This is a genomic window from Budvicia aquatica DSM 5075 = ATCC 35567 (assembly GCF_000427805.1).
Lineage (GTDB): Bacteria > Pseudomonadota > Gammaproteobacteria > Enterobacterales > Enterobacteriaceae > Budvicia > Budvicia aquatica.
The window spans coordinates 1-24,366 of record NZ_ATYS01000019.1; the positions used below are offsets into that span (position 1 = coordinate 1).

The 24,366-nt window shown below is 44.9% G+C and carries 23 protein-coding genes and 3 tRNA genes; 6 read left to right on the top strand and 20 right to left on the bottom strand.

From position 1 onward, the window contains the following. Positions 1-144: 144 nt before the first annotated feature. Genes frdD through frdA form a run of 4 tightly spaced genes read right to left on the bottom strand, consistent with a single transcriptional unit; the run spans position 145 to position 3,466 of the window. Positions 145-501 carry a fumarate reductase subunit FrdD gene (frdD, locus tag YWE_RS0109345; RefSeq protein ID WP_029094287.1) on the bottom strand — a complete coding sequence of 119 codons (357 nt, stop codon included), beginning with the start codon at positions 499-501 and terminating at the stop codon, positions 145-147. Positions 502-517: 16 nt separating this feature from the next. After that, positions 518-910, bottom strand: a complete 393-nt coding sequence (gene frdC / locus YWE_RS0109350) for a fumarate reductase subunit FrdC (RefSeq protein ID WP_029094288.1) — start codon at positions 908-910, stop codon at positions 518-520. Positions 911-927: 17 nt separating this feature from the next. Beyond that, positions 928-1,665 carry a succinate dehydrogenase/fumarate reductase iron-sulfur subunit gene (locus tag YWE_RS0109355; protein WP_029094289.1) on the bottom strand — a complete coding sequence of 246 codons (738 nt, stop codon included), beginning with the start codon at positions 1,663-1,665 and terminating at the stop codon, positions 928-930. Further along, complete coding sequence (frdA, locus tag YWE_RS0109360; RefSeq protein WP_029094290.1) at positions 1,658-3,466, bottom strand: fumarate reductase (quinol) flavoprotein subunit; 1,809 nt, start codon at positions 3,464-3,466, stop codon at positions 1,658-1,660. Before frdA ends, YWE_RS0109355 begins: the two co-directional genes overlap by 8 nt. A gap of 388 nt (positions 3,467-3,854) precedes the next feature. Here frdA and epmA point away from each other — a divergent pair, with 388 nt between their 5' ends. Then, on the top strand, positions 3,855-4,832 hold the full coding sequence (gene epmA, locus YWE_RS0109365; protein WP_029094291.1) for an elongation factor P--(R)-beta-lysine ligase: 978 nt from the start codon (positions 3,855-3,857) through the stop codon (positions 4,830-4,832). A gap of 57 nt (positions 4,833-4,889) precedes the next feature. Here the strand turns inward: epmA and mscM are convergent, their stop codons facing one another. From mscM to rsgA, 3 genes are all read right to left on the bottom strand, one after another. Then, on the bottom strand, positions 4,890-8,207 hold the full coding sequence (mscM, locus tag YWE_RS0109370) for a miniconductance mechanosensitive channel MscM (protein ID WP_029094292.1): 3,318 nt from the start codon (positions 8,205-8,207) through the stop codon (positions 4,890-4,892). Between the two features lie 120 nt (positions 8,208-8,327). Then, positions 8,328-9,188 (bottom strand): archaetidylserine decarboxylase, encoded by an 861-nt coding sequence (gene asd / locus YWE_RS0109375; protein WP_029094293.1) that lies wholly within the window; start codon positions 9,186-9,188, stop codon positions 8,328-8,330. A 198-nt stretch (positions 9,189-9,386) separates the two neighbouring features. Continuing rightward, complete coding sequence (gene rsgA / locus YWE_RS0109380) at positions 9,387-10,433, bottom strand: small ribosomal subunit biogenesis GTPase RsgA (RefSeq protein WP_029094294.1); 1,047 nt, start codon at positions 10,431-10,433, stop codon at positions 9,387-9,389. A 215-nt stretch (positions 10,434-10,648) separates the two neighbouring features. On the opposite strand from rsgA, the gene orn reads away from it, so the two are divergent. The 4 genes from orn (at position 10,649) to YWE_RS0109400 (ending at position 11,782) form a co-directional block, all read left to right on the top strand. Continuing rightward, a complete protein-coding gene (gene orn / locus YWE_RS0109385; RefSeq protein ID WP_029094295.1) occupies positions 10,649-11,194 on the top strand; it encodes an oligoribonuclease in 546 nt (181 codons plus the stop codon). A 247-nt stretch (positions 11,195-11,441) separates the two neighbouring features. After that, positions 11,442-11,517: transfer RNA gene (locus tag YWE_RS0109390), tRNA-Gly, on the top strand. 53 nt (positions 11,518-11,570) lie between these two features. Continuing rightward, positions 11,571-11,646: transfer RNA gene (locus tag YWE_RS0109395), tRNA-Gly, on the top strand. A gap of 60 nt (positions 11,647-11,706) precedes the next feature. Then, positions 11,707-11,782 (top strand) — tRNA-Gly (locus tag YWE_RS0109400). A gap of 167 nt (positions 11,783-11,949) precedes the next feature. On the opposite strand, the gene YWE_RS27000 is transcribed toward YWE_RS0109400, so the two are convergent. The 6 genes from YWE_RS27000 to YWE_RS0109430 form a co-directional block, all read right to left on the bottom strand. Then, entirely contained in the window at positions 11,950-12,153 is a 204-nt protein-coding gene (locus tag YWE_RS27000; RefSeq protein WP_051323267.1) for a type II toxin-antitoxin system Phd/YefM family antitoxin, read from the bottom strand. A 315-nt stretch (positions 12,154-12,468) separates the two neighbouring features. Beyond that, positions 12,469-12,663: a hypothetical protein gene (locus YWE_RS0109410; RefSeq protein ID WP_029094296.1), complete on the bottom strand. Its 195-nt coding sequence runs from the start codon at positions 12,661-12,663 to the stop codon at positions 12,469-12,471. A gap of 143 nt (positions 12,664-12,806) precedes the next feature. Beyond that, entirely contained in the window at positions 12,807-13,865 is a 1,059-nt protein-coding gene (locus YWE_RS0109415; protein ID WP_029094297.1) for a metal-dependent hydrolase, read from the bottom strand. Positions 13,866-13,875: 10 nt separating this feature from the next. After that, a complete protein-coding gene (locus tag YWE_RS31890; RefSeq protein WP_029094298.1) occupies positions 13,876-14,136 on the bottom strand; it encodes a DUF2798 domain-containing protein in 261 nt (86 codons plus the stop codon). A gap of 26 nt (positions 14,137-14,162) precedes the next feature. Then, positions 14,163-14,645, bottom strand: coding sequence for a RidA family protein (locus YWE_RS0109425; RefSeq protein ID WP_084167039.1), 483 nt, complete (start codon positions 14,643-14,645; stop codon positions 14,163-14,165). 141 nt (positions 14,646-14,786) lie between these two features. Further along, positions 14,787-15,494, bottom strand: a complete 708-nt coding sequence (locus YWE_RS0109430) for an SDR family NAD(P)-dependent oxidoreductase (RefSeq protein WP_029094300.1) — start codon at positions 15,492-15,494, stop codon at positions 14,787-14,789. Positions 15,495-15,601: 107 nt separating this feature from the next. On the opposite strand from YWE_RS0109430, the gene YWE_RS0109435 reads away from it, so the two are divergent. Continuing rightward, positions 15,602-16,189, top strand: a complete 588-nt coding sequence (locus YWE_RS0109435; RefSeq protein WP_029094301.1) for a TetR/AcrR family transcriptional regulator — start codon at positions 15,602-15,604, stop codon at positions 16,187-16,189. A 146-nt stretch (positions 16,190-16,335) separates the two neighbouring features. Here YWE_RS0109435 and YWE_RS0109440 read toward each other — a convergent pair whose 3' ends face one another. The 7 genes from YWE_RS0109440 to YWE_RS0109475 form a co-directional block, all read right to left on the bottom strand. Continuing rightward, positions 16,336-16,638 (bottom strand): SH3 domain-containing protein, encoded by a 303-nt coding sequence (locus tag YWE_RS0109440; RefSeq protein ID WP_029094302.1) that lies wholly within the window; start codon positions 16,636-16,638, stop codon positions 16,336-16,338. 130 nt (positions 16,639-16,768) lie between these two features. Further along, entirely contained in the window at positions 16,769-17,599 is an 831-nt protein-coding gene (locus tag YWE_RS0109445) for a PHP domain-containing protein (RefSeq protein WP_029094303.1), read from the bottom strand. A gap of 64 nt (positions 17,600-17,663) precedes the next feature. After that, the gene (locus tag YWE_RS0109450) at positions 17,664-19,514 is read right to left on the bottom strand and encodes a beta-glucoside-specific PTS transporter subunit IIABC (protein WP_029094304.1); all 1,851 of its coding nucleotides are present in this window, start codon (positions 19,512-19,514) and stop codon (positions 17,664-17,666) included. Between the two features lie 122 nt (positions 19,515-19,636). Next, positions 19,637-20,479 (bottom strand): BglG family transcription antiterminator LicT, encoded by an 843-nt coding sequence (licT, locus tag YWE_RS0109455; protein ID WP_029094305.1) that lies wholly within the window; start codon positions 20,477-20,479, stop codon positions 19,637-19,639. A 439-nt stretch (positions 20,480-20,918) separates the two neighbouring features. After that, positions 20,919-21,161 (bottom strand): hypothetical protein, encoded by a 243-nt coding sequence (locus YWE_RS0109465; RefSeq protein ID WP_029094306.1) that lies wholly within the window; start codon positions 21,159-21,161, stop codon positions 20,919-20,921. 40 nt (positions 21,162-21,201) lie between these two features. Continuing rightward, entirely contained in the window at positions 21,202-21,840 is a 639-nt protein-coding gene (locus YWE_RS0109470; protein WP_029094307.1) for a TetR/AcrR family transcriptional regulator, read from the bottom strand. A gap of 325 nt (positions 21,841-22,165) precedes the next feature. Further along, positions 22,166-24,157, bottom strand: a complete 1,992-nt coding sequence (locus YWE_RS0109475) for a rhomboid family intramembrane serine protease (RefSeq protein WP_029094308.1) — start codon at positions 24,155-24,157, stop codon at positions 22,166-22,168. Between the last annotated feature and the right edge of the window lie 209 nt (positions 24,158-24,366).

A 24,366-nucleotide genomic window follows, 5' to 3' on the forward strand; every position in this document is an offset into this window, starting at 1 on the left:
CCCGCGGCCGCCAGGAAGTATCCATATTCCGCTGTTGATGATGCGGACGAAATGGGCGCTGCAATCAAATTTAATGGCTATGCCAGACACTAAAACGCCCCTTGCGGGGCGTTGACTATTTATTGATACAACCTATTCATTGGCTTACAGGCTAAATACGCCGTATACCGTTACTACGGTCAGTATCATCGCAATCCCATAAAACACCAGCTTACTGGCCGGGATATGCCACTTCAGGTCATGGGTCATATGGTGCATACGGTGAAGACCACACCATACCGGCAGGATAATCATCAGCAGCAGGAATACCCGGCCAATAAAGCTCTGGCAGAACGCCAGAATGCGCGGGTAGCTCAATGCTTCAGGCGCCCAGCCCAGCGGCAGCATAATCGCCACCAGCAGGATAATCACCGGAGCCACAATCGCGCCCCACATACCGCCTGCTCCGAACAGACCCCAGAATACCGGTTCGTCAGAACGCTTCGGGTTTACTTGATTCATCTCGTTCTTCCTCCGCTTAAATCAGGGCAATGGCCAGAATAACCAGGCTCACCACAATCGTTACCACCCAAAAACCGGTCACAATCGGTTTCGGGCCCAGTTTATTGTCACCCACCACCACGTTAGCGGCTTTAGGCGTCAGGTCAAACCAGGTCTTGGTGTGAACGACTGACATAATCAAGGTAATGATGTTAATCACCATCACTATCGGGTTCTGTAAGAAGCCGACAAAGCTTCCCCAGCTCTCTGCACCGCCCTTGAGGGCAAACAGACCGATAATCAGCACAATGCTGAACCACACTGCCGGCACGGCGGTGCTCTCACGGAACATATAAAACTTATAGAACCCGAGGTTTTTCCACCAGTCGGCTTTCACCTCACGGACATAGGGTTTACGTTTGGTCATCATAATAGTATCCCTCTCCTTTATTGAGGTTTCAGCATGGCAATCATAAAGTCTTTCGAGCTTTCCACCTTGCCCTGCTGAATAGCAGCGGCCGGGTCAACGTGCTTCGGACAGACTTCAGAACAGTAGCCGACGAAGGTACAAGACCACACGCCGTTCTTGCCGTTCAACTGAGGCATACGGGCAGCCTTACCTTTATCACGGGTGTCCAGATTGTAACGGTGGGCCAGCGTAATGGCGGCCGGACCGATAAACTCCGGATTTAAGCCGAACTGCGGACAGGCCGCATAGCACAGGCCACAGTTGATACAGCCCGAGAACTGATGGTATTTCTCCATCTGGGCCGGGGTCTGCAGCGTGGCGCCGTTTTCCGGCTTCAGGCTGTCATTAATGATGTAAGGCTTAATCGCCTCCAGACTCTCAATAAAGTGAGTCATATCCACCACTAAGTCCCGCTCAATCGGGAAGTTACCTAAGGCTTCGACCTTCAGACCGCTGTCAGCATATTCGCGCAGGAAGGTCTTACAGGCCAGCTTCGGCACCTTATTGACCATCATGCCGCATGAGCCACATATCGCCATCCGGCAGGACCAGCGATAAGACAGGTCCGGAGCCAGATTGTCTTTGATATACCCTAATGCATCCAACAGGGAGGTGGAGGTATCGTAAGGCACATCATACGCCTCGAAGTGCGGTGCGCTGTCCTGCTCAGGGTTATAGCGCATGACTTCAACTTTGAGGGTTTTCATCTCAGACATTGGCCTGCTCCTTCTTCAGTTTGTCTGCAGCATCTTGGGCTTCTGCTTCTGCCCCGTAGACGCGTTTAGCCGGGGCAAGGGTAGTAATTTTCACATCGCTGTATTCCAGACGCGGCGCGCCGCCTTCCGGATTAAAGAATGTCAGGCTGTGTTTCAGGAAGTTCTCATCATCACGCTCGGTACAGCCTTCGTCTAAGCGCTGATGGGCACCGCGAGACTCACGACGGTTAAGGGCTGAAATGGCCATACATTCCGCCACGTCCAGACCATGACCTAACTCAATGGTGTACAGCAGGTCAGTGTTAAACACGCTGGAGGTGTCGGTGATTTTGATGCGCTTAAAGCGCTCTTTCAGCTCAGCCAGCTTGTCGACGGTTTTCTGCATCAGCTCGGTGGTGCGGTAAATACCACAGCCTTCTTCCATGCTCATGCCCATCTCATCACGGATGGCTGACCAGCTTTCGGTACCTTCCTGTTTCAACAGGGCTTGCAGACGACCTTCGATATCAGAGACCTGAGCATCCAGCGCACTGCCGTTGGCCGGCGCCGCCGTGCGGGCACGTTCAACCGCCTGTTCACCGGCTAAGCGACCAAACACCACCAGCTCAGCCAGGGAGTTGGAGCCTAAACGGTTAGCCCCGTGCATACCGACAGACGAACATTCGCCGACGGCAAACAGCCCTTTCAGACGGGTTTCACAGTTCTGGTCAGTTTCAATCCCGCCCATGGTGTAGTGGGCGGTCGGACGTACCGGGATAGGTTCGTTAACCGGGTCAACGCCGACGTAAGCTTTAGCCAGTTCACAGATAAACGGCAGACGCTCATGCAGCACTTTGGCCCCCAGGTGACGCATGTCGAGATAGACCACATCGCCGCGCGGAGTCGGAATGGTGCGCCCTGCGCGCCACTCGTGCCAGAAGGCCTGAGAGACTTTGTCGCGCGGACCGAGTTCCATGTATTTGTTTTCCGGATGGCCCAGCGGGGTCTCCGGTCCCATGCCGTAATCCTGCAGGTAACGGTAGCCGTCTTTATTGACCAGAATTCCGCCTTCACCGCGGCAACCTTCGGTCATCAGAATACCGGAGCCCGGCAGGCCGGTCGGGTGATACTGAACAAATTCCATATCGCGTAACGGCACGCCATGACGGAAGGCCATACCCATACCGTCACCGGTGACGATACCGCCGTTGGTGTTATAACGGTAAACGCGACCGGCGCCGCCGGTGGCCATAATCACGGCGTTGGCGCGGATTTGAATCAGGGTCCCTTCCATCATGTTCATGGCAACTAAGCCGCGGGCATGGCCTTCGTCCACTAACAGGTCGAGAACAAAATGTTCATCAAAGCGTTTAATGTTAGGGTACTTGAGTGAGGTCTGGAACAGGGTATGAAGCATGTGGAAGCCGGTTTTATCGGCGGCAAACCAGGTGCGTTCAATCTTCATGCCGCCGAAGCGACGGACGTTGACGGAGCCATCGGGTTTACGGCTCCACGGGCAGCCCCATTGTTCCATTTGAATCATTTCACGCGGGCTGTGTTCAACGAAGTATTGAACGACGTCCTGCTCACAGAGCCAGTCGCCGCCGGCGACGGTGTCGTGGAAGTGGGATTCAAAGCTGTCGTGGGCTTGCGTTACTGCGGCAGAGCCCCCTTCGGCGGCGACGGTATGGCTCCGCATAGGGTAGACTTTAGAGATGAGCGCAATAGTGAGGTTGGGATTAGCTTCAGCAGCGGCGATGGCTGCACGAAGACCGCCACCACCGGCGCCGATGATAGCAATATCTGCGTTAAAGGTTTGCACTGCATTCCTCCAAATGTTCCAGTTTAAGTGTAAAAAAAGTCATTATTTCCAAGCTGGTTAACGTCCTCAACATCAGGATAATCTGACGATCACCATTTCAACCACCAAAAATAGCGGTAGCTTTAGTATAGGACGGTTATTCTACCTAGTAATATGTATATGAATATTGATGTGTTCGATTTTTTTTGTAGTTATCAAGGATAGACATTAACTTTTTTTTTAAAACAGCATTATTAATAAAGTGTGATCAATATATTAAATAAATGTGTTTTTATGTAATGTTATGTCTATAAACACCCTTTGGTCAGGGCAAAATGAGTTCGAAGTTTGTTTGTCTGGTTGGATGCAGGTAGACTGCCGGACAAATTAAAATTTGGAGTACAACACCATGAGCGACGTGGCAAGCTGGCAACCGAGTGCCTCTATCGCTAAGTTATTGAAGCGCGCCAAAATTGTTGGTGATATCAGACGCTTCTTTACTGAGCGCGGCGTATTAGAAGTCGATACGCCTGCCATGAGTCAGGCAACGGTAACGGATATTCATTTATTTCCATTCCAGACGCGCTTTGTTGGCCCCGGCGCCGCCGATGGCTTAACGCTATATTTAATGACCAGCCCAGAGTTTCATATGAAGCGTCTGCTGGCGGCCGGAAGCGGCCCGATTTATCAAATGGGTAAAAGCTTTCGTAATGAGGAGGCCGGTCGTTATCATAATCCAGAATTTACCATGCTGGAGTGGTATCGCCCCCACTTCGATATGTATCGCCTGATGAATGAAGTCGACGATCTTCTGCAACAGATCCTCGATTGTGAAGCCAGCGAAGTGGTTTCTTATCAGCAAATTTTTATTCGTCATTTAGAGCTCGATCCGTTGTCTGCGGATAAAACTCAGCTTCGCGCCGCCGCGGCAAAGCTTGATATGGAAGAGTTGGCTAACCGGGAAGAAGATCGGGATACATTGCTGCAGATGCTGTTTGCCTTCGGGGTTGAACCGCATATCGGCCATGATAAGCCGACTTTTGTTTATCATTTCCCGGCCACTCAAGCCTGCCTGGCTGAGATCAGTACCGAGGACCATCGGGTTGCTGAGCGCTTTGAGGTCTATTATAAAGGCGTAGAGCTGGCGAATGGGTTTAGAGAACTGACCGATGCCGGAGAGCAACGTCAGCGTTTCGAACAGGAAAATCGCAAGCGCGAGGCTCGTGGTTTACCGGTTCATCCGATTGATGAGAACTTTCTATCGGCGCTGGAATACGGTATGCCTGAATGCGCGGGCGTAGCGTTAGGGGTTGACCGCCTGATTATGATTGCGCTGGACGCGGCATCAATCAGTGAAGTCATGGCATTTCCAGTAGACCGGGCTTAGTCTTTGCTACCTGAAAAGGGCGCCATCAGGCGCCCTTTGTGTATTTAACGTGTGTATTTAAAGCTCACCGGTTTTAAACCTAGGCCTATTTCCTACCCGTGATATCGCATCGGTTCTCATCTGGAACGGCGGGAACGGTAGCGTCAGTTGGTGTTCAGCATAGGCTTTCAGGATCAGGCTGTGCATTTCATGGCGTAGCGGCATACGCATGCCCATATCCGCGGCAAATACCCGCAGTTCGAAAATTTGAATCCCCTGTTGGATATCCACCAAAAATGCGTCCGGCTGCGGAGTATCCAGTACGTACTGACATTTGTGGGCTGCATCTTCCAGTAGCGATTTAACCAGGTTCGGGTCGGTCTCAGCGGTTGCCGGTACTGTCAGTACAATACGGGTAACGGAGTCTGACAGTGACCAGTTAACAAACTGTTCCGTGATAAAGGCTTTGTTAGGAACGATGATTTCTTTACGGTCCCAGTCAACGATGGTGGTCGCCCGGGTATTAATCTTGGTGATGGAACCGGTCAAATCACGAATGGTGACGGTATCGCCAATCCGGATGGGCTTCTCAAACAGAATAATCAGACCAGAAATAAAGTTGGCGAAAATTTCCTGTAAACCGAAGCCTAAACCAACGCCGAGCGCCGCGATTAGCCACTGAAGTTTTGACCAATCGACCCCGATCATTGAGAACGCCACCATACCGCCGATCAGCATCAGAATATATTTCGTGATGGTAGATATGGCGTAGCCAGTACCCGGTGATAAATCCAGATGTTGTAAAATTGCCAGCTCTAACAGCGCCGGTAAGTTACGTACCAACTGCGTAGTGACGACAAAAACCAAAACTGCGATCAGTACGGAGCCCAGCGTAATGGCCTGAATGCTGTCTGCACCTTGAACCGATGAGGTGACATCCCAAAGTTTTATATTTTCCAGAAAGGCAAAGGCTGAATGAATTTCTGACCACAGGATAATCAGAGATACCAGCGCCACCATGGTTAAGATCGAGCGAACCAGCTGTAATGATTGGGCGCTGATAGCATCGAGATCGACTACCACCGGTTCATCAAGATCTAACATGCTGCTTTCTGATGAGCTGATAGGCGTATTATCTTCTTCACCTTTTGCCCGTTGTGCAAGTCGCTCAGCACGACGCTGTTTGGCCCGATCAAATTCAATACGCCGGCGCTGAATAAGCATCCAACGTCGGATAATATGATAAACCACCAGCAGCCCGAACCAGATGGCAACCGACGCTTCTAGCCTTAATAATAAAGCCTGGGAAGTGCCGAGATAACCCAGTAATGAGGCCAGTGCCGCAACAATAGGCGCGCAGATCAAGAAGCCCCATAACGCCTGATTAATCATGTTATCACCGGACCCTTTACGGTCGAGGTATAACGGAATGCCGGCTCGCCTTAGATTGGTGGTCATCATGACCAGTGCACCACACAGCAGTACAAAGCACAGGCGACCAAGGGAGCTGGAAAACTCGCGGTCGTTATAGTTATCAAAGCTGATCGACGCGATAATTAGCGGAACCACTAGCCAGACAGAGAGCCGATAGTAGCGCATCGCTCTGGCAACCCGTGACTGTGACCAACGGAAATGCGCAATAAACAATCCCTGAGGATGGGCGAAGCTGGCGCTAATCATAAATACCCACATTAGCGGAATAGTTGCGCTAACGCCTTCACCGATTGAAACGGCTATCGGGTATTGCCATGCATGTTCCAGCCCATAAGCTAAAGCACCCCACAGAACCGGCAGCGGTAAAGCCACCAGAATTGACCAAAATACGGTGCGAATAGTTGAAGAGAAATGGTCTTGGGTCACCTTGCCGATACGCGATGAGGCGCGCTCTAAAAATGCCTGATAGTGGCGTCTTGAGCTAATACTGAACCCAACCAGCAGCAGGGCAGCGATAATAAATCCGACGGACTCTTTGGTGGTGAGCATCATTTTGAATGCGCCACTGAGTTCAGTCAGGGTATCAAGCGAGACTAGCTTATTCAGATCCTTTGCTACATCAATCGGGTAACCGAGATCGAGCGGGTTTACGTCAGCCACCCAGAACAGATAGCGGTGAGAGGCCTCTTTAATTTCAACTAATGCTTCAATTAACTGATTGTTAGAGACTTTAAGCTTAGTGATCTCAAGAATTAATGTGTCATACCCGGACAGCAGGGAAGAGAGCAGTTCCTGCTGCATTTTGATTTGTTGTTTAACTAACTCTTGCTGGCTGGCCGTCAGGGGTTGACCATCATCCTGAGTGAGAGGCCCCATATGAGAGAGTTGATCCCGACGATCTTCCAAGCTGAGTCGCTGTACCCGCATCTCAGCCATTTCGCTGTCCAGCGGCTGAGGCTTTGGCATTTCAGGCAGGCGAGAGACCTGCATACGCAAGCTTTCCCCCAGGGCCGTCGACATGCCGAGCCATTGAGACTGCTCGGCCAGTGAGGTCAGAGCCTGACGGACCTGCAAGATTTTAGCAATGGTAGAGCGCTGCTCGGTGGATATTTCATCCATCCGCGTTGCCTGTTTGCTCAGAAGCTCAGACAGTTCCTGATTATTCTGTAGTAATTTACGTACTGAGGTAGGTAAATCACCGTGTTGCTCGGCCAGTTGAGTGGTATGTTCCAGCGTCTGCTGAGTTTCCGTTTGCCGCTTAGTATTGAGCTGGGCATTGACTAACTGGAGCAGCTTGTCGGTTTTGCTTTGGCTATTTTTTAATATTTCAGCCTGTAAGCGGGATATTTCTTGGCGGTTACTGGCTGAAAGCTGTTCAAGCTCGAGCTCATCAATTTTGGCTTTATAAAATGATATCTCAGCCTGCAACTGAGTTAATTTAGCCTGACTTAATGGCGTGTTGGCGTTAGATTGGCTCGGTAGCCGCTGCTCGGCATCACCGAGTGATTTACGCGTAGACGCGAGTTGCAATGGCAGTTGCGTCAGGGAGTTATTAATTTCCCTTGAGCGCTCTTGTTCTTGCTGTAGCTGGCGCGATAATTCAAACAGTTGGCTACTGGTCTGAATCGATAGCTGTTCGAGTTCGGCAATAGATAAGTTTGCTGAAGGAGCATCGGGCTCTAAATTAAAGTTTTCTAGCTGGGTGCGCAGGGACTTGGTTAACTTCGGAAATTCATCGATGGCTTTACGATATTGCTGGCTGCGGGAGATGGATTCTGTGCGCTCGGTGACCCAACTAAGGGCGCTTTGATAAGCATCGAGAACCTCTTTTTGATTCGGCATCGCTTTATTAGCTTCAGCCTGTTTCATCTCCTGCTTGATCTGCCCGTCATCAGGCAGGACTGCTGCCTGAGCGGAAAAAATGAGCATCAGGCTCATTAACAAGGTCAAGATTAAGCGCATCGATAGATTCCTTGATACCCGTTAGCGACAACTCACATTTCAGCTTAAGCGAAGTGACTGGCTAACCGATTATCGTTAACAATGACCCGCAATAAAGCGGGCCAATAAGCTAAATTAAATTCACACGGCTTCTGCAAACAGGGCACCCATGCGGGTCGGCGTTTTGCTTTGTAGCGCCGGCGATAGGGTGACACGATTTTCAGCAAACAGATTAATAACGGTTGAGCCTAGCTTGAATCGACCCATTTCTGCCCCTTTATCCAGCACAATCGCTTGATCGCCTGAAGCCGGGTAGGTCCAGCGCTGCAATACTCCCTGACGCGGAGGGGTAATTGTTCCGGCCCAGACAGTTTCAATGCTTCCTACAATAGTCGCACCCACCAAAATTTGAGCCATCGGACCAAATTCGGTATCAAACAGGCAGATAACCCGCTCGTTACGGGCAAACAGATTAGCCACGTTCTCTGCCGTTAATGGATTTACGGAGAACAGATCGCCGGGTACATACAGCATCTCACGCAAAACGCCACGACAAGGCATATGAACACGATGGTAATCTCGCGGAGAAAGATAGGTGGTGGCAAACAGCCCGTTGTGGAATTTTTCGACCATCGGCATATTACAGGCAAGAAGGGCTTCCAGCGTAAAATCGTGGCCTTTAGCCTGCAGCAGTTTACCTTCAGTAATCGGGCCTAACTGGCTGATAGCACCATCGGCAGGCAGGGCCAACTGATGGGGACCGTCAACGATTGGGCGGGCTCTGTCACGCAGGGGACGAACAAAAAATTCATTAAATGTCAGGTAGGCGTCAGTATTTGGCTCTACTGCTTCCTGCATATCAACACGATAATATTTAGCAAAAGCTTTGACGACCAGCCGAGTTAACCAGCCAGCCTGTTTGCTTGCTCCCCAGCCCGCAAGTCGGGTAAGCCCCTGTTTAGGGATTAAATATTGTAGTTGTATCTTGATACCATCCAGCACAGAAAACCTCTTCGCTTTAACTTATCGACATTCAAATAAAGTGGCGCATTGTAGCGGGGCTGACAGATAAAGTCATGCAACCAACCTTGATTGGCGCTGCTGCCGTAGCTCCCTTGTTTAAGACCACAAGGACCGAACAATGTTTCATTGCCATATTGTGGTCTTATTACGCAATTAATCGGAGACGTGGCTTACCTATTAGGTATTTTTTCGGCTACGGGCTTCCACCATACTCTCTAATATTTTCAGATAATTATCGTAACGCTCTTCGGTAATTTTACCTTCTTCAACCGCTTCTTTTATTGCGCAACCCGGATCGTCGATATGCTTGCAATCTCTGAATTTACAGTGGCCGATATAATCACGAAATTCGATATAGCCTAGCGTGACCTGCTCGGGTTCTAAATGCCAGAGCCCGAACTCCCGAACTCCCGGTGAGTCGATAATATCGCCACCGTCGACGACGTGATACAGGCGTGATGCGGTAGTAGTATGTTGCCCCAGCCCTGAATTATCTGAGACTTCACCAACGCTGATAATCGCTTGGTCTTCAGGCAGTAATGCATTGAGCAGGCTTGATTTACCTACCCCTGACTGGCCGGCAAAAATACTGATACGACCGGCCAAATTGGCTTTGAGTTCAACCATCCCTTCACCGGTATAGCTAGAAACCTGAAGAACTTTGTAGCCGATATCCTGATAGATTTTCATGGTCTGATTAATAAATTCTCTGCCGTCTTTATCCAGCAGATCAACCTTATTCAGGGCGATAATCGGTTCGACAGAAAGGGTTTCACAGGCCACTAAATAGCGGTCGATAATATTGAGTGATAGTTCGGGTAAAATGGCTGAAACAATAACGATTTGGTTGATATTCGCGGCGATAGGCTTAATACCATCGTAAAAGTCCGGGCGGGTGAGTACCGATGTGCGTTCATGAACGGCTTCGATAATACCTTTAACAATATGGGTACCGGACGTTTGTGCCTGAGTACCGGCTCGCCATACAACGCGATCGCCAGTGACTAATGAGCCGATAGTCCGACGGATATTACAGCGATGAACGCTGCCGTCATGGGCTTCTACGTCCGCATGTTTGCCAAATCGGCTGATAACAATACCTTCCTGAGCTTCACCAAATAGGGAATCATCTGGCTCAGGTCGTTTATCTGAGGTTTGTAAGCGTCGCTGATGGTTAGCAGCCACGCGCCGTTGTTGGCCTTTAGATAGTTGTTTTTTACTCACAAGAATACCTTTCAAGAACGGCGATAGTCGCTCGGAGAGCTTTAAACGTCTATATCCTGATGACTTGAAGCTGCAGCGTTGTTGGCTGCGTTCACTCACCCGAATCTCTTACCTATGTAAGCTCATCGGGATTCGTTCGCTTGCCGCCTAGCCGCAACTTCAATTATTTGGAGGCTATGATACACTGATGTTCGCTTAATAACGCAGGAAACATCATGTCTGGAAGTGAGAATAACCTGATTTGGATCGATCTGGAAATGACCGGGTTGGATCCTGAGTGCAATCGCATCATTGAAATTGCCACTATTGTGACCGATGCCAACTTAAACGTTTTGGCCGAAGGTCCGGTTTTTGCCATCCATCAAACTGATGAGCATATGGCGATTATGGACGAGTGGAATACCACGACTCATGGTGCCAGTGGCTTGGTTCAGCGCGTGAAAGATAGCCCGATAGATGAGCGGGCCGCAGAGCGACAAACCATTGCTTTTTTGCAACAGTGGATACCTGCAGGATGCTCTCCGATTTGTGGTAATAGCATTGGCCAAGATCGCCGCTTTCTTTATCGCTATATGCCGGAGCTGGAACAGTATTTCCATTATCGTTATCTGGACGTTAGCACGCTAAAAGAGCTGGCCCGTCGTTGGAAGCCTGAAATTTTGGCCGGAATTAAAAAGCAAAGTTCCCATCAGGCATTAGATGATATTCGTGATTCAATTGCCGAGTTGGCCTACTATCGCGAGCATTTTATTCAGGCTTAGAATGGCTGAGTTAGTTTGATTTAATCAGGTAATAAATTGATTTTTATTTAGTATTTGGTTAGGTGATGAGCAGAGCTGTTTGTTGCTCATTCCGGTGAATGTCAGACCGGTGTTTATTAAACCACAGTGCTGTTTTAATAAGCATGTAAAACAAAAAGACGCTTTTTTTCATCGAAGGAGCTTGCGGCTTGGGCTAATTTTCGTATAATGCGCATCCCGTAACGTTAATTCGTTCGGCGTTTGGTACGCGGGAATAGCTCAGTTGGTAGAGCACGACCTTGCCAAGGTCGGGGTCGCGAGTTCGAGTCTCGTTTCCCGCTCCAAAATTTATCGATGTGAGAGTAAAGTAATAGTCAGAAAGATTGCGGCACTTAATGCGGGAATAGCTCAGTTGGTAGAGCACGACCTTGCCAAGGTCGGGGTCGCGAGTTCGAGTCTCGTTTCCCGCTCCAAGTTCTAAAATATATGTCTGATAGTCACAAGTAGTAGTCATAAAGATTACGGCACTTAATGCGGGAATAGCTCAGTTGGTAGAGCACGACCTTGCCAAGGTCGGGGTCGCGAGTTCGAGTCTCGTTTCCCGCTCCAAGTCTTTGTTCAAAGACTATGGTCAATTAATCACTCCTTATATAAAAGCATTTCCTCTATTATTAGTTAATACCTTGTTATTATTTGTTAGTTCCCCTTCCTCTAGTTTTTAGATGCTGAAAGACGTTTTTCATATCGCTAACTTCACCCGCTTCACCCGCTTCGACCTACTGTTGACCTAACGCCAATATTTTAAGTAGCGCTAACGTTTCCTGCGTCTCTTTATAGGACGCTATATCCTGGAGAACTGCTTTGGCTTCGCCGTTTTGAGTAATAATCATGGGGGTGCCAGATTCCGTCAGTCTGGTTAGAACTTCTGCTGCATTGGCTTTTAAATAGCTAATCGGTTTTATTTGTTGTGAGTAACGCATGTTTACCTTGATTGATGGGACTAAATTGAGTCTTTATAAGGTCTTTTTCGAATGTAAAGAGGTAGCAGCTAAAATACGATCTCAGATAGGAACAACCTACAGCCACATCTAAAGATATAGAGCAGTATCGCAAAACTATGCCAGTGGTGAGTAAGCTATTAGGGTAATTAGTAAGGTGAATCTCTCAAACGTAATATCCTCTTCAAGTTGAGCATATTTATGACATTGTGTAGCATATTTTGCTACGTTGGTGCAATCTTGGCGGTTCTGAATGATAGCGGTAGGAAGCGTAAGAATATAACGGTAACCATATGGCTATTTAACTGTTTTTAAAAATTCCTTTGCATCATCCTCCCATATATTGATATTAAGCGTTTTTTCTGTTGTTAGATCTTTAACAACATAAAAATCACCGGCATAACAGGTAAAGCTATCTATAATAATGACCGTATTGTTAAACCATAACCCATGCTTACCTATATCCTTTTTCATTGATTCAGCCATGCTCATAATATCATCCTATAAATAGACCGTTTTTAGTGATATACGGTTTTTAAGCGTTTGGTTTAATCGTTCCAGCATTAGCTGAAACAACGTGAAATGGCGACGGGTTATATCATATCTGATATTAGCGAAGAGTCTCTTGTTATAGTCTAAATACCCCAGAGACGATGCCATACCCAAGTTAGCATTACAGCATGGTTATGAGTATCCGACATCTGAGTAATGGATGGCGCTGCTATCCAACTGCCCTGTGTATCACGACTGGCTACGTTATAACGAAAGAAGTAATCAGGCTCCAGCCCCATACGCAGGTCTGAGATAATCAAGCGTTGTTGGCCATTACCCTGTTGTTGGGTATGTGCACTGACAAACCCATGAGTAAACCACAGAAGTCGTTGTAGTTCAGGAGCAACAGATAACTGTTTTAATACCTCGGTATTACTCGGGTAAAAATTGAAATGCATTGCGCCACGATCGGCAATCAGCGAACGATCTCCAATATAATATCCATCTGGTGCCATCACTATGACCCGCCAGAGCAGTGTATTAAAGGCTGTAGGCGTTGAAAATCGAGGCGCATTTGCCAAACCCATCTGCTCTAAACTGCGGGTGGCAATGTGATTGACAGAAAATTTAGCCACCATGCTCCAAGATAGATAAGCAGAACTGATCATTAATCCAGCCATAAGCCATTTACGGGCCGTCCATTTACTGTGCCACCTATTGGTATTAGGTGGCTTTTTATATGTACCTTTTAGCCAAGCAACGATCACACCAAGCAGCAACGGCAGCGTATACAAGGGGTCAATAATATAAATGGTTGACCACATCGTTGAGGGGATCTGTAGAGGCCATAATAACTGCGTACCGTAGACAGTAAAGGCATCCAACAATGGGTGTGTTAGTAACGCTAGCCAGATTGCAATTAGCCATGGCTTTGGTGCATCTCTAATCGGTGTATTAAAGCGTTTGAGAAGTAACCATAATAGCCAGCCTAATCCCCCCAATACAAACAATGAGTGTGACGGGCCGCGATGCCATGTTACCGTTGTAATAACATCGCTACCTGTCAGGTTGAACCAGATAACATCCAAGTCAGGCAAGGTTCCCAGTACCGCACCGGCTAACAGGGCGCAGCGTTGGTGACGAGCCGGAACAACAGCCGCTGCAACAGTACTGCCCAAAACAATTTGTGTTAGTGAATCCATGATAGTTACATCAGTTTTTTTCAATTGATTTATTTGGTTCTGTATAGCACCAGACTAATAATCTCTGTGAGATACGCTGTATTGTTGGAGCTATAAGCGTGACTACAATAAAACCAGCGGGCCATGCCAAGAAAAAAGCTTTCATCCAGTAGCCAATATAGCCAGATACTAGTCCCAGATTGATAAAAGTAACCCAAGCACCAATAAAAAATGCCATCAGACCGGACATTAAAAGAGAAAAAAGTAATCGCTGTAGTAGTTCCCTAGGCATAAATATCCCTCGCTTTAAATGACTCTTTATTGTGGAATGGCAAATATAGCTTCAATTTCAATATTTAATTCGGGAGTCGCTAATCCGGCAATATGTATTAATGAGCTTGCTGGGTTGTGCCCTTCATATTGCTCACTTAACAGTTGACGTAGCGTGGTAATATCGTCTGTGGAAGTGACATATATAGTCACCTTAATAAGCTCACGCATGCCGATCCCTTCTGCCTGAGTGATCTGTTTTATTTGCTCAAAAATAGCCTTTGCCTGCTCAGCCATACTTTTATCCTGTGCGGGCGTGCCAAACGCAGTGATGCCAGACAGATAGAGTGTGTTGTTGTGACGCACTGCAATTGAGTAGGGGCCGGCTGGAGCGGGTAAGTTAGGATAGTTTTTTCTTATCAATGTTGAATCCTCATTATGAGTAGGCTTTTGTTTATTAGTATCAGCTGCAAAAGTTGATGTAGTAAAAAATAGGCTAATTAGTAGAGAGAGTAATAAATGAATTTTCATAAAAGTCTCTTTTATATGAAATAAGTATTTAATAATTCTGCCGTTATAAATTACATGGCGAATAATAAAATATTAATATCATTCAACTATGGCAGTTATTGTTAATAAATTAGATTTTTGCTAAATGGTCATTCGTGATAATTACCGCCGCTGTGCGGCAAGGTTTTCGCCAAAGACGATAGAGTGCGTTTTACGCATTGCATTCATTTTCCAGAACTGGTTTGCAATGTCATTGGGTTCCAAGGTGGCATGGTGTTCATTACCACTCTCAGTGCTTTTCACAAAGCCGTTTACGATAACTTCACCCACGTAAATGCCATGTGGCTTAAGCGTTTCAGTAAGAATACCCGTTGCTTTATGCTGCGCGGCGACAGAGATTGCGAGTATTCCAAAATCTTTAGCAAAAGCATCGATTTCAGCCCCATAAAAAGCCATGGCGCCACTAGTAGCAAGAACGGCCCCCTGGTTTGCCTCTAAATCGGCAAGACATTCTTGAACCGCTGTGATGTAGCCAATAATTCGAACAGAGAGACTATTGCTTAGGTCATTAGGTGACGCTAAAAGTAAGCTACCCTCGATATTGGTGTAGGCATTCCAATGAAGAATACCTATAGATCCCATAGCAGCACGCACATCAGCAATAGTACGCTGCACTTCTTTGACATTACTAAGATCGGCCATAAATGCCTGTACTTTGATGCCTTCAGCTTCCAGCGCGGCAACACCATCAGCAAGGCGATGAGCATTGCGCGCAATGATGGCTACAGGATGCCCTGCCCAGCCAAAAAGCTGTGCTACGGCATGAGAGATTCCGGGGCCATATCCACAAATAACAATCGGGTGTTTCATAAATATCTCCAATTTTAATGAAATTAATCCAAACTCCAACTACAACGTTGGAGTTTATCGTATTATAATTTGCCAACGAGTGCAACAAACTGAGAAAGGGGGAAGCTATGGCTTGGGATACTGAAGGAACAAAAAGTAAAATACTGGAAGCAGCAATAAGTGAGTTTGCCAAATATGGTCCTGATGGCACAAAAATTGAACAAATTGCCAAATCAGCCAAGGTGAACAAAGAACGTATTTACAACTACTTTGGCGATAAACGATCATTATTTAGCGCGGTATTACGCCATGAATTAGCTCGAGTAGCGCAAGCTATGCCGGTCGCGTCATTTGCGGTTGAAGATATAGTAAAGTATGCAGGCCAAGTGTACGACTATCACTGTGAGCATCCTGAATTGAGCAGGCTTATGCGATGGGAGGGATTAGTTTTTGATGGTGAAGTTCCAGATGAAGAATTGCGACGTGAATATTATGGCTATAAAGTTCAGGCGGTTGCTGATGGCCAGCAGCAGGGGGCAATTACTCATACATTGGACGCCGATCATCTCACCTTTTTGATTCTTGCGTTAGCCGGGTGGTGGTCAGCCGTTCCTCAGGTCGCCCGTATGCTTACAGGAGAGGATAGTGCCGATGAACATGCAAGACGAAGAGCTTCTGTTATGGAAGCGGCTCGTCGCCTAGCAATTGCACCATAGTTCAGTATTTAAATCGGCTTAGTGATATGGCCGAGTTAACCGATCGAGCTACCGTATTTTGCCTTCCGATTGTAGTGTGAGGTCGGGATGGCTGCCTCACGGTAAATGTTTCTGACGGTATGCCAGCTTAATTAATGAGCCTTGATTCAGTCTTGAACAAGATTCTCAGCGGGCACCCATCCTTCTTCTTTAGAATCAGGATGTTGACACCATATCCAGCCATTAAGCTCTTTTATTCCGGTTAATACTTCGCCTTGATTGCCACTGAGCCAGTTAATCACCTGCTTTGGAACCCAGCCTTTGACCCGATCCTGTGTCTCGCAGAAGTACCAATCATTCCAAGCTTGATTATCGTCAAATTTTTCACCAATGATTAGCCGGTCTCCTTTAGCCATAACGATAGGGTTTGGGTATTCACTGGTATGCTGCTTTATTACTCGGTATTTCATATTGATGTCCTTTCTTTTATCGTATATCAAATCTGATTTCTATTTAATTAAAATATATATTATTGAGCATATTAAAACCCGCCGATAAGTCAACCAATCAGTAATATTAGATCCAGCGGGTATATTTCTTTTAGACGGCAATTTTACTTTTATTAATGAATTCATTAAATTGACGTTCAGTTAAACCAAAATCACCAAACTTTAATAAAGCCGGATCGTGAAAATCACTGCCACCGCTTTTTAGTAAATTAAATTTATCTGCGTACATTTGGGTTAACCCAAAATCAATGGGTTTCATTCTTGAATGACTAATTTCCAAACCCTGCAACCCAAAACCGACATATTTTTCAATTTCATCGTAATTATTATAGACACAGGGGTGGGCTAAAATAGGAACACCGCCGTCAGCAATGATACTGGCAATACCCTCAGTAATGGGAATGTAGCCCATCTTTAAGTCGGTCTCTTTGCTTGTTTTAGAGGCAAACAGCTGTTTATATCGCTCTTTCGTCATCTCTTGTGGATATTTTTCTTTTAATGCCTGAAAGATATTCATCTTAAAGACGATATTATATTTAGAGAATTTTTTTGCATCAGCATAGTTAATATCATAACCCTGCTGGTGTAGTTCTTGTATTAGCTCGTGATGATATTGATCTCGGCAAGAAAGTGTATGAGAACATAATTTATCAATATTGGGTGTATTATGGCCAAGTCCAAGCGCAACAATATGTACCTTCTTAAAAACATCAAAATCATAACAACTCATTTCAACGCCTTTAATTATATTTAAGCCTAACCGCTTGCCCTCTCTGAATATTTCATCATAGTGGTTTATTGTATCATGATCGGTTATTGCAATAGTTTTAATACCGTTGCTTGCCGCATTTTCAAGTACGTCTGTAATCTCACATACGCCATCACTATGATTAGTATGTACATGTAAATCAGCATAAATCATTATATTAACCTCAATTATTCACCGATTTGGCGATCAATTAATGACCGCCAGATCGGTACCATACTTAAAATACTGTCATCAGTACGGAATTTTTATTAACAGATTCTTCTTCAGTCGTAATAACATCCAGGTAGTCGCTGCTATTGGTAATAATTATCATCGTAGTGACATCAAAACCTTCGCGTTTGAGTGCCTCTAAGTCAAACTCGATAAGCGTTTCGCCTTGTTTTACCCGCTGTCCTTTAGCCACTTTAGTTTCGAAATATTTACCCTCTAAAGTAACGGTATCAATACCGACGTGAATGAGCATTTCAATATCATTATCCAGCTTTAACCCTATGGAATGGCCTGATTTAAACGTAGCGGCAACCACCGCATCTCCTGGGGCAATAACAACACCTTGTTCTGGAACAATGGCAATACCGGTTCCCATAATTCCTGATGCAAAAGTATCATCATTCACCTTATTTAATGGGACTGTTTGTCCGATTAAAGGGGCAATCAGAGCAACCGAAGCGCCTGTGTTTTTATCCGCAGTTGGTGCGTTCTCTTTTGATAAGCTTTCTTCTATCGGATCGTCGAAACCAATAATAAAAGTAGCAATAAAGGTTGTGATACTGGCGACCACCAGAGTAATAATGGCATTTACAATTTGGTTATCAACGTCAGATACCCACATGGGTAAGCTTAAAAGCCCCGGAGTGGCATAAACAAAGGCTTTCAATTGCACAATACCTGCAAATACACCGGCAACACCACCACCAATCATACAAGCATACATTGGTTTTTTAAGCTTTAGGTTAACGCCATACATTGCCGGTTCTGTAATCCCGCCAAAAAATGCGGTAATACTGGCTGAGAAGGCTAATTGTTTTAGTTCTTTATTTTTTGATTTAATTGATACTGCTAAAGAGGCCGCGGCTTGCGACATATTAGAACAAAGTGCAATAACACGAATAATCGGGTCATATCCTTTTTGTTGAACAAGCATCACGGTAACCGGGCTTAACGCTTTGTGTAAGCCGATTGATACTAACCACGGGTAACACATGACCAGAATAGGAATTGCAATAAAGCCAAGATTTTCTTGTAAGAACAGCACTCCATCCGCCACTAGTTGGGCTAAATAGCTTGCAACAGGACCAACGGCAATTAATGCAATTGGTGTAGTAATCAATACGACTAACAATGGTGCTAAAAAGACTTTAACCATATCAGGCACAATTCGATAGACAATTCGTTCAATATAAGACATTGCCCAGACTGTTAAGAGTGCCGGAATTAGCTGTGATGAATACTTAACCAGCTCAACAGGGACACCAAAGAAGTGTACTGGGTTGCCTTGTTTGACTAAAGCATCCCAACTTGGATGGAGCATAGTTAAACAAACAAATGCCGCCAAATATTGGTTACAATTAAACATCTTAGCCGCAGAAAAGCCGATGAAAACGGGTAAGAAATAGAAGCCGGTGTCAAAAATAAAATTAAGAATGTAGTATGTTTGATGTGTTTTATCCAAAATGCCAAGCATATTTAACACTATCAGTAATACTTTACCCATACCGGCACCGGCAAGTATGGGGATAACCGGTGCAATGGAGCCCGTAATGGTAGACAACACTTTATTTACAATAGATTGCTTCGTGCCGTCTTCTTTAGATGCGCCTTCAAATTTAGTGTGATTAACAATTTCGTTATAAACCTTGTCAACATCATTACCAATAACTAATTGGTATTGCCCACCTTTTTTGACAACAGATAATATTTTTTTGTTTTTTGCCGCGGCTTGATCGTTTACTTTACTTTCGTCGTGTAACGTAAAACGTAAGCGGGTTGAACAATGAACGAGGGATTTGATATTGTCCTTACCCCCGACAATGTTGATAATATCATTTGAAAATTCTTTGTAATTCATGTTTTCACCTTTGATTTTATATATTAAATAATCAAGGTTTAGCCAACTTAATGTCACTATCCAACGATGGATTTAATGATTTTTTTAAAATTAACTTACATGTAAATATTTAAATTAGTGTATTAATCCTTTCTCTCGGTAATTTTAGCGATATGAATACAGAGATATAATATTTCATCATTATCTAAGCTGTGTTGATATTTTTCTTCAATATATTTTTTTATTTTTAAGCTACACAGATAAGGGCGAACATATTTTTCTTTAATCATGTCTAATAAGTCACTTTCTAATGGCCTGTTATCACCTTCACTTTGTGAAAATAATCGTGTTGCGAAAAATTTTAGGTGAGTAATAAAACGGTAATAGCCTAGTGATTGCGAATCATATTCGATATTGAAATAGTATTTAACAATATTGGTGATATTTTGTATGAAATTAGTGACTTCATAAGTTTGGTGAATATCGTCATTGGTTTCTGAACTAACAATATGCAGTGCGATAAACCCAGCCTCATCTTCCTGCATTTTAATATTGTAGGTTTCTTCAATTAGTTGTAATGCGTATAGGCCAATTTCAAATTCATCCTTATAGAAATTTTTTATTTCCCAGAGTAATTTATTGTTTAAGGTAATGCCCTCTTTATATCGCTCGATGCTTGCTCGGATATGGTCAAGGATTGAAATATAGAGTGAATCATGTAGCTCTATCGATATTTTTTGTTTGGCATGTTGAATAATGCTATTGGTAAGCTCTATGCATTCCAGAGGGACATCCGAGAATAAATCGAGAATTCTTTGTGGGTATTCCATCGAGCTTAAAATAAACTTTTTAGTTATTTGTTCAGGATCGACGTCATCGCCTACTTTTTTGGCATAGGCAATTCCTCGGCCCATTACAATAATCTCTTTATCGTTGGAATCCAGTGATAGGATAACGCTATTATTGAGTATCTTTTTTATCTTCATTTATTAGCGCTCCAAAATGAAAAAAACCCATTCCTAAATAGAAAAACTATTTAAGAATAGGTTTTGTGTAGTAAGCTTTGTACTATTACAATCCTAATGTCTGATATAAAAGTACCATAATGACGCTAAAATTATCAACCATGGTGAGCGGAAGTGATAAGTCCGTCACAAAATTAGCCTTAAATTTGAGATTCATCAATACTCATTGAATAGCATTAATAAATTAATTACCGGGTAATATAATAGGTGCCAGATTTTATTTGGCCAATAAAGTGATGAGATTTGCCCAGCAGATAAACAGATTAAAATTATTATGTTATTGATTTAGATATTTATAATAGTGTGATGGATGGTATTTTAACAACCAGATAAAAATAAGTTAAAGTTGATTTTATCATTCCCCTGTAACTTGAGGGGATTTATAGTCACTGTTAAAAAATCACATCAGCGTAACAGTCACTGTTTTCATTATCCCTTTTTCCTCAACCTCAACCGAGGCTTGGTAAGGTTTATTTAACCTGTCGGCTAAAACCATTTGTTCTAAACCAAGGCCATTTTGATTAAGGGCGTCAATCGCCGAGCTTGGCAGCAGCGTATTTAATATACGAATAAGCCCCAATGGAACGGTAAATGATTCATCAAGCTGATGATGAATATATTTCTCAATTCTTAATTTTTTCATTATGTTATGTCCTGTGTTCAACATAAATATGCCGAAAGCATTAGTCCGTACTACGATTCAAACAGGCCTGTAGCGCTGTAACCATTGAACCCGGTTTTGCTGCAAACGTTCTTTCAATCAGCGTTAACATGGCATTAATTCGCGCCTGTTGTTCGGCGGGTGACCAGTTAAAAATGCCTTCGCCTAATAAACATTGTGAGCCGGCCAAAATAAACTGAATGGTACTTAGCGGGTCATCGACCTGGAAAAGCCCTTGTTGGTTACCTTGCTCAATAACACTCGCCAGTATCGGGCCAAATACTTTTACCGTTTCAATATTAACTCTGTCGTGAAGTTCTTTATTTTCAGGCAAGTGCATACTGCCGACAACGCTATGATTTTTATCTGCCAATGCATTTTGCTTGCTGATGATTGCGGTGATTTTTTCAATGGCATTCAGGTTTTTATTACCGGCAATCAGTTGGCTATGAAATGCCATATCCGCCACTAATTGCTGAGTCAAAGAATCAAGAATCTCTTCTTTCGATTTGAAATAGTGATAAAACGTCCCTTTTGCAATGCCAGCCTGGCGTACGATTTCATCAACCGAGGTTTTTGCATACCCCTTTGTTTGAAATAAATTCTCTGCGATAGAGAGTATTTCTGCGCGACGTACATCAGGTGCTTTAACAATACGCATTGTTTTTCCTTCGCTTTCTCTCAGAACAAATGAATAAAAATAATCGGCTTGATATCGATGATAAACATATCATGCATCACTGACCGACCGTCGGTCAATTTAAAGTTTAAACAATATTCAGCTCTGGGCTGGAGAACGAACTCTACTTAAACAGCTAGTTGAGTGGGGATTGTCGATAGAATAGAGATGAACGGCGTCTTTTGGATTTTTAGGATAAGATTGGGGGCGAACCAAAAGTGGGCGTTAAGCCCGTGGTAATGAATTAGTCGCTAAGTTATTCTGCGAAACTGCCCTTTATTGATCTGACAGTTTCGCAATAATGAGGTTACCAGCCGATGTCATCTTGGTTATTCGGATCTTCAAAGCAGAGCGGCGTTATCTCAGTATCTTGAGGATCCAAAGATCTATCCCTGTCTAATACCCTGATATCGTTAAGACCTTTATCAAACAGCAACCCATCGTTATTCGAGAATTTCATTCCATAGCCGATGGTGGTCAACGGATAATATCCAATCACGCTACGGGTACTTATTTTTACCAGTAGCCAATGGTCTGCTGATGGTGTCTGAACGGCTATTAAGGTTCCATCTGAGTTCAATACTGCATTTTGCAGCTCCTTACCTTCACAGCTGAGAACTTGCTGGGTTATCGCTCGGTCAGGCACGCTGATGTCGAGAAGCGTATTGTCGGTGACTATGCGTAGCTGCTTGTTATCAGCTAAGAATCTCAGACTTTGGACGTTTAATATTTCGGCTTCATTTTCCCGTATTGGCAAAGGTTCCAGGGTTTCAGTATTTATCAGTTCTACCGTTGAGCCTATGGTATTGGCGAATGCTAGCCATTTCTCATCCGGCGATAAAGCCATCGCTAATTGCCGCCCGAAGCCATAATGCTCTGCATTTCCACCGGCAAATGCGATAACTCTTTCAATGCTGTAATCCTGTAAATTGATAACGGATAGCGTGTTATCTACGCTGTTTATAACGTAGGCCCGCTTGCCATCATTCGTTAACAGCATCGCTCGCGGAAACTGACCCAAAGGGAGGGTTTTCACTATTTTCCCACGTTCTGTATCCAGTACGCTTAATGCATCAGGTTGCATCGAGGTGACATAGATCAGCTTACCATCGGGGCTGGTAGCAATACCTGAAACGCCCATACCCCGGCACATATTGTGAGGGCAACCATCATTAGTTTTCGGTAGCGGTGGCGCTGAATAGGTTCGGAGGTGGTTATTTTTCTGTAAGTCAATTTGTATTAGCTGGTTGCTCTTTCCAATAGAAGCATACAGCCATCGGCCATCTGCCGTTTGGTACACGTCATCAGCAAAACCGCCAATCGGAATCTCTATACCGGCGGCTACTTCTGCCGATACGGGGTCAGGACGATTTTTTTTATCCAACGCTATCTGCTGTTGGGCTAAGCTGCGCTGCAGTTCTAACGCGCGGGCCTGTTGGTATTCAGCCATTTTCGCCATGATAGTTTCTCGGGCATCTTGCATTGATTCACTATCGGGCTGCTGGCTGGCCTGAATAGCACCAAGCAATAATCCGGCAACGGCAACGATAGAAATCAGGCTAAGCGTTGAGCGAATAAGTTTAGATTTTATGGCATGACAACAGAGCAAAATACCGGCAAACAGGGTGCCGCTGATAAGGCCGCCGATATGGGCTGAACTATCTACCCCTTTCTGTAAGCCATAAGCCAGAGTGAGCCCCACCATGATTAGCGTGTAATTTAGATGTTTTTTCTGTTGCGGCTCGGCTTGGTGGGTTGCCGCCATTTTGGCAAGCATTGAGGCCAGGTTGGCACCGGCTAACCCCATAATAGCGCCGGATGCCCCTACGCTGATGTTGATTCTTAAGATTTGAGTCTGGAATACTGAATACGCGATCGAGTCATACAATTCATTTCCCTGGCTGCCCGCGCTGCTATACCACAGGGCGCTGACTAGCGATGCTGATATGCCTGATACCAGATAGATAGCCAGCATTTTTAACTTACCAAAGTGTTCTTCGGTATACGGGCCTATGGCAAGGAGTGCCACCATATTGAACAGTAAGTGGGCAATATCGGCATGGAGAAAAATATTGGAAACTAAGCGCCAGGGTTCTCCTGTTAGGGTCAGGTTGGCCTCATTAGCGCCCAAAATAATAAAAACATAGCTATCGGTATCGGTTGGTAATAGCCAGTCACCACCGATATTTTGAATATAGTAAGACTGATAGATAAATCCGATGATATTGACGGCCAGTAGCATGAAACAGAGTGCATTGCGTTTAACTATTGATGGCTGAATATTTGCAACAGCTGACATAAACGGGCCCTAGTCCTTTATATGGCTTAATATCCCCTAATATAGCCTATTTTTAACAGACCGATACTGAAGAATCAGTGGCTAGGTTGCACATTCTTTTTAGCCGTTCATTATTGTTAAAATATCTACAATTATATGATTAATATGTTTTTTATTTGAAATGTGGCGAGATATTCATATTGGAATTAAACGCTCAGGAATGATATAAC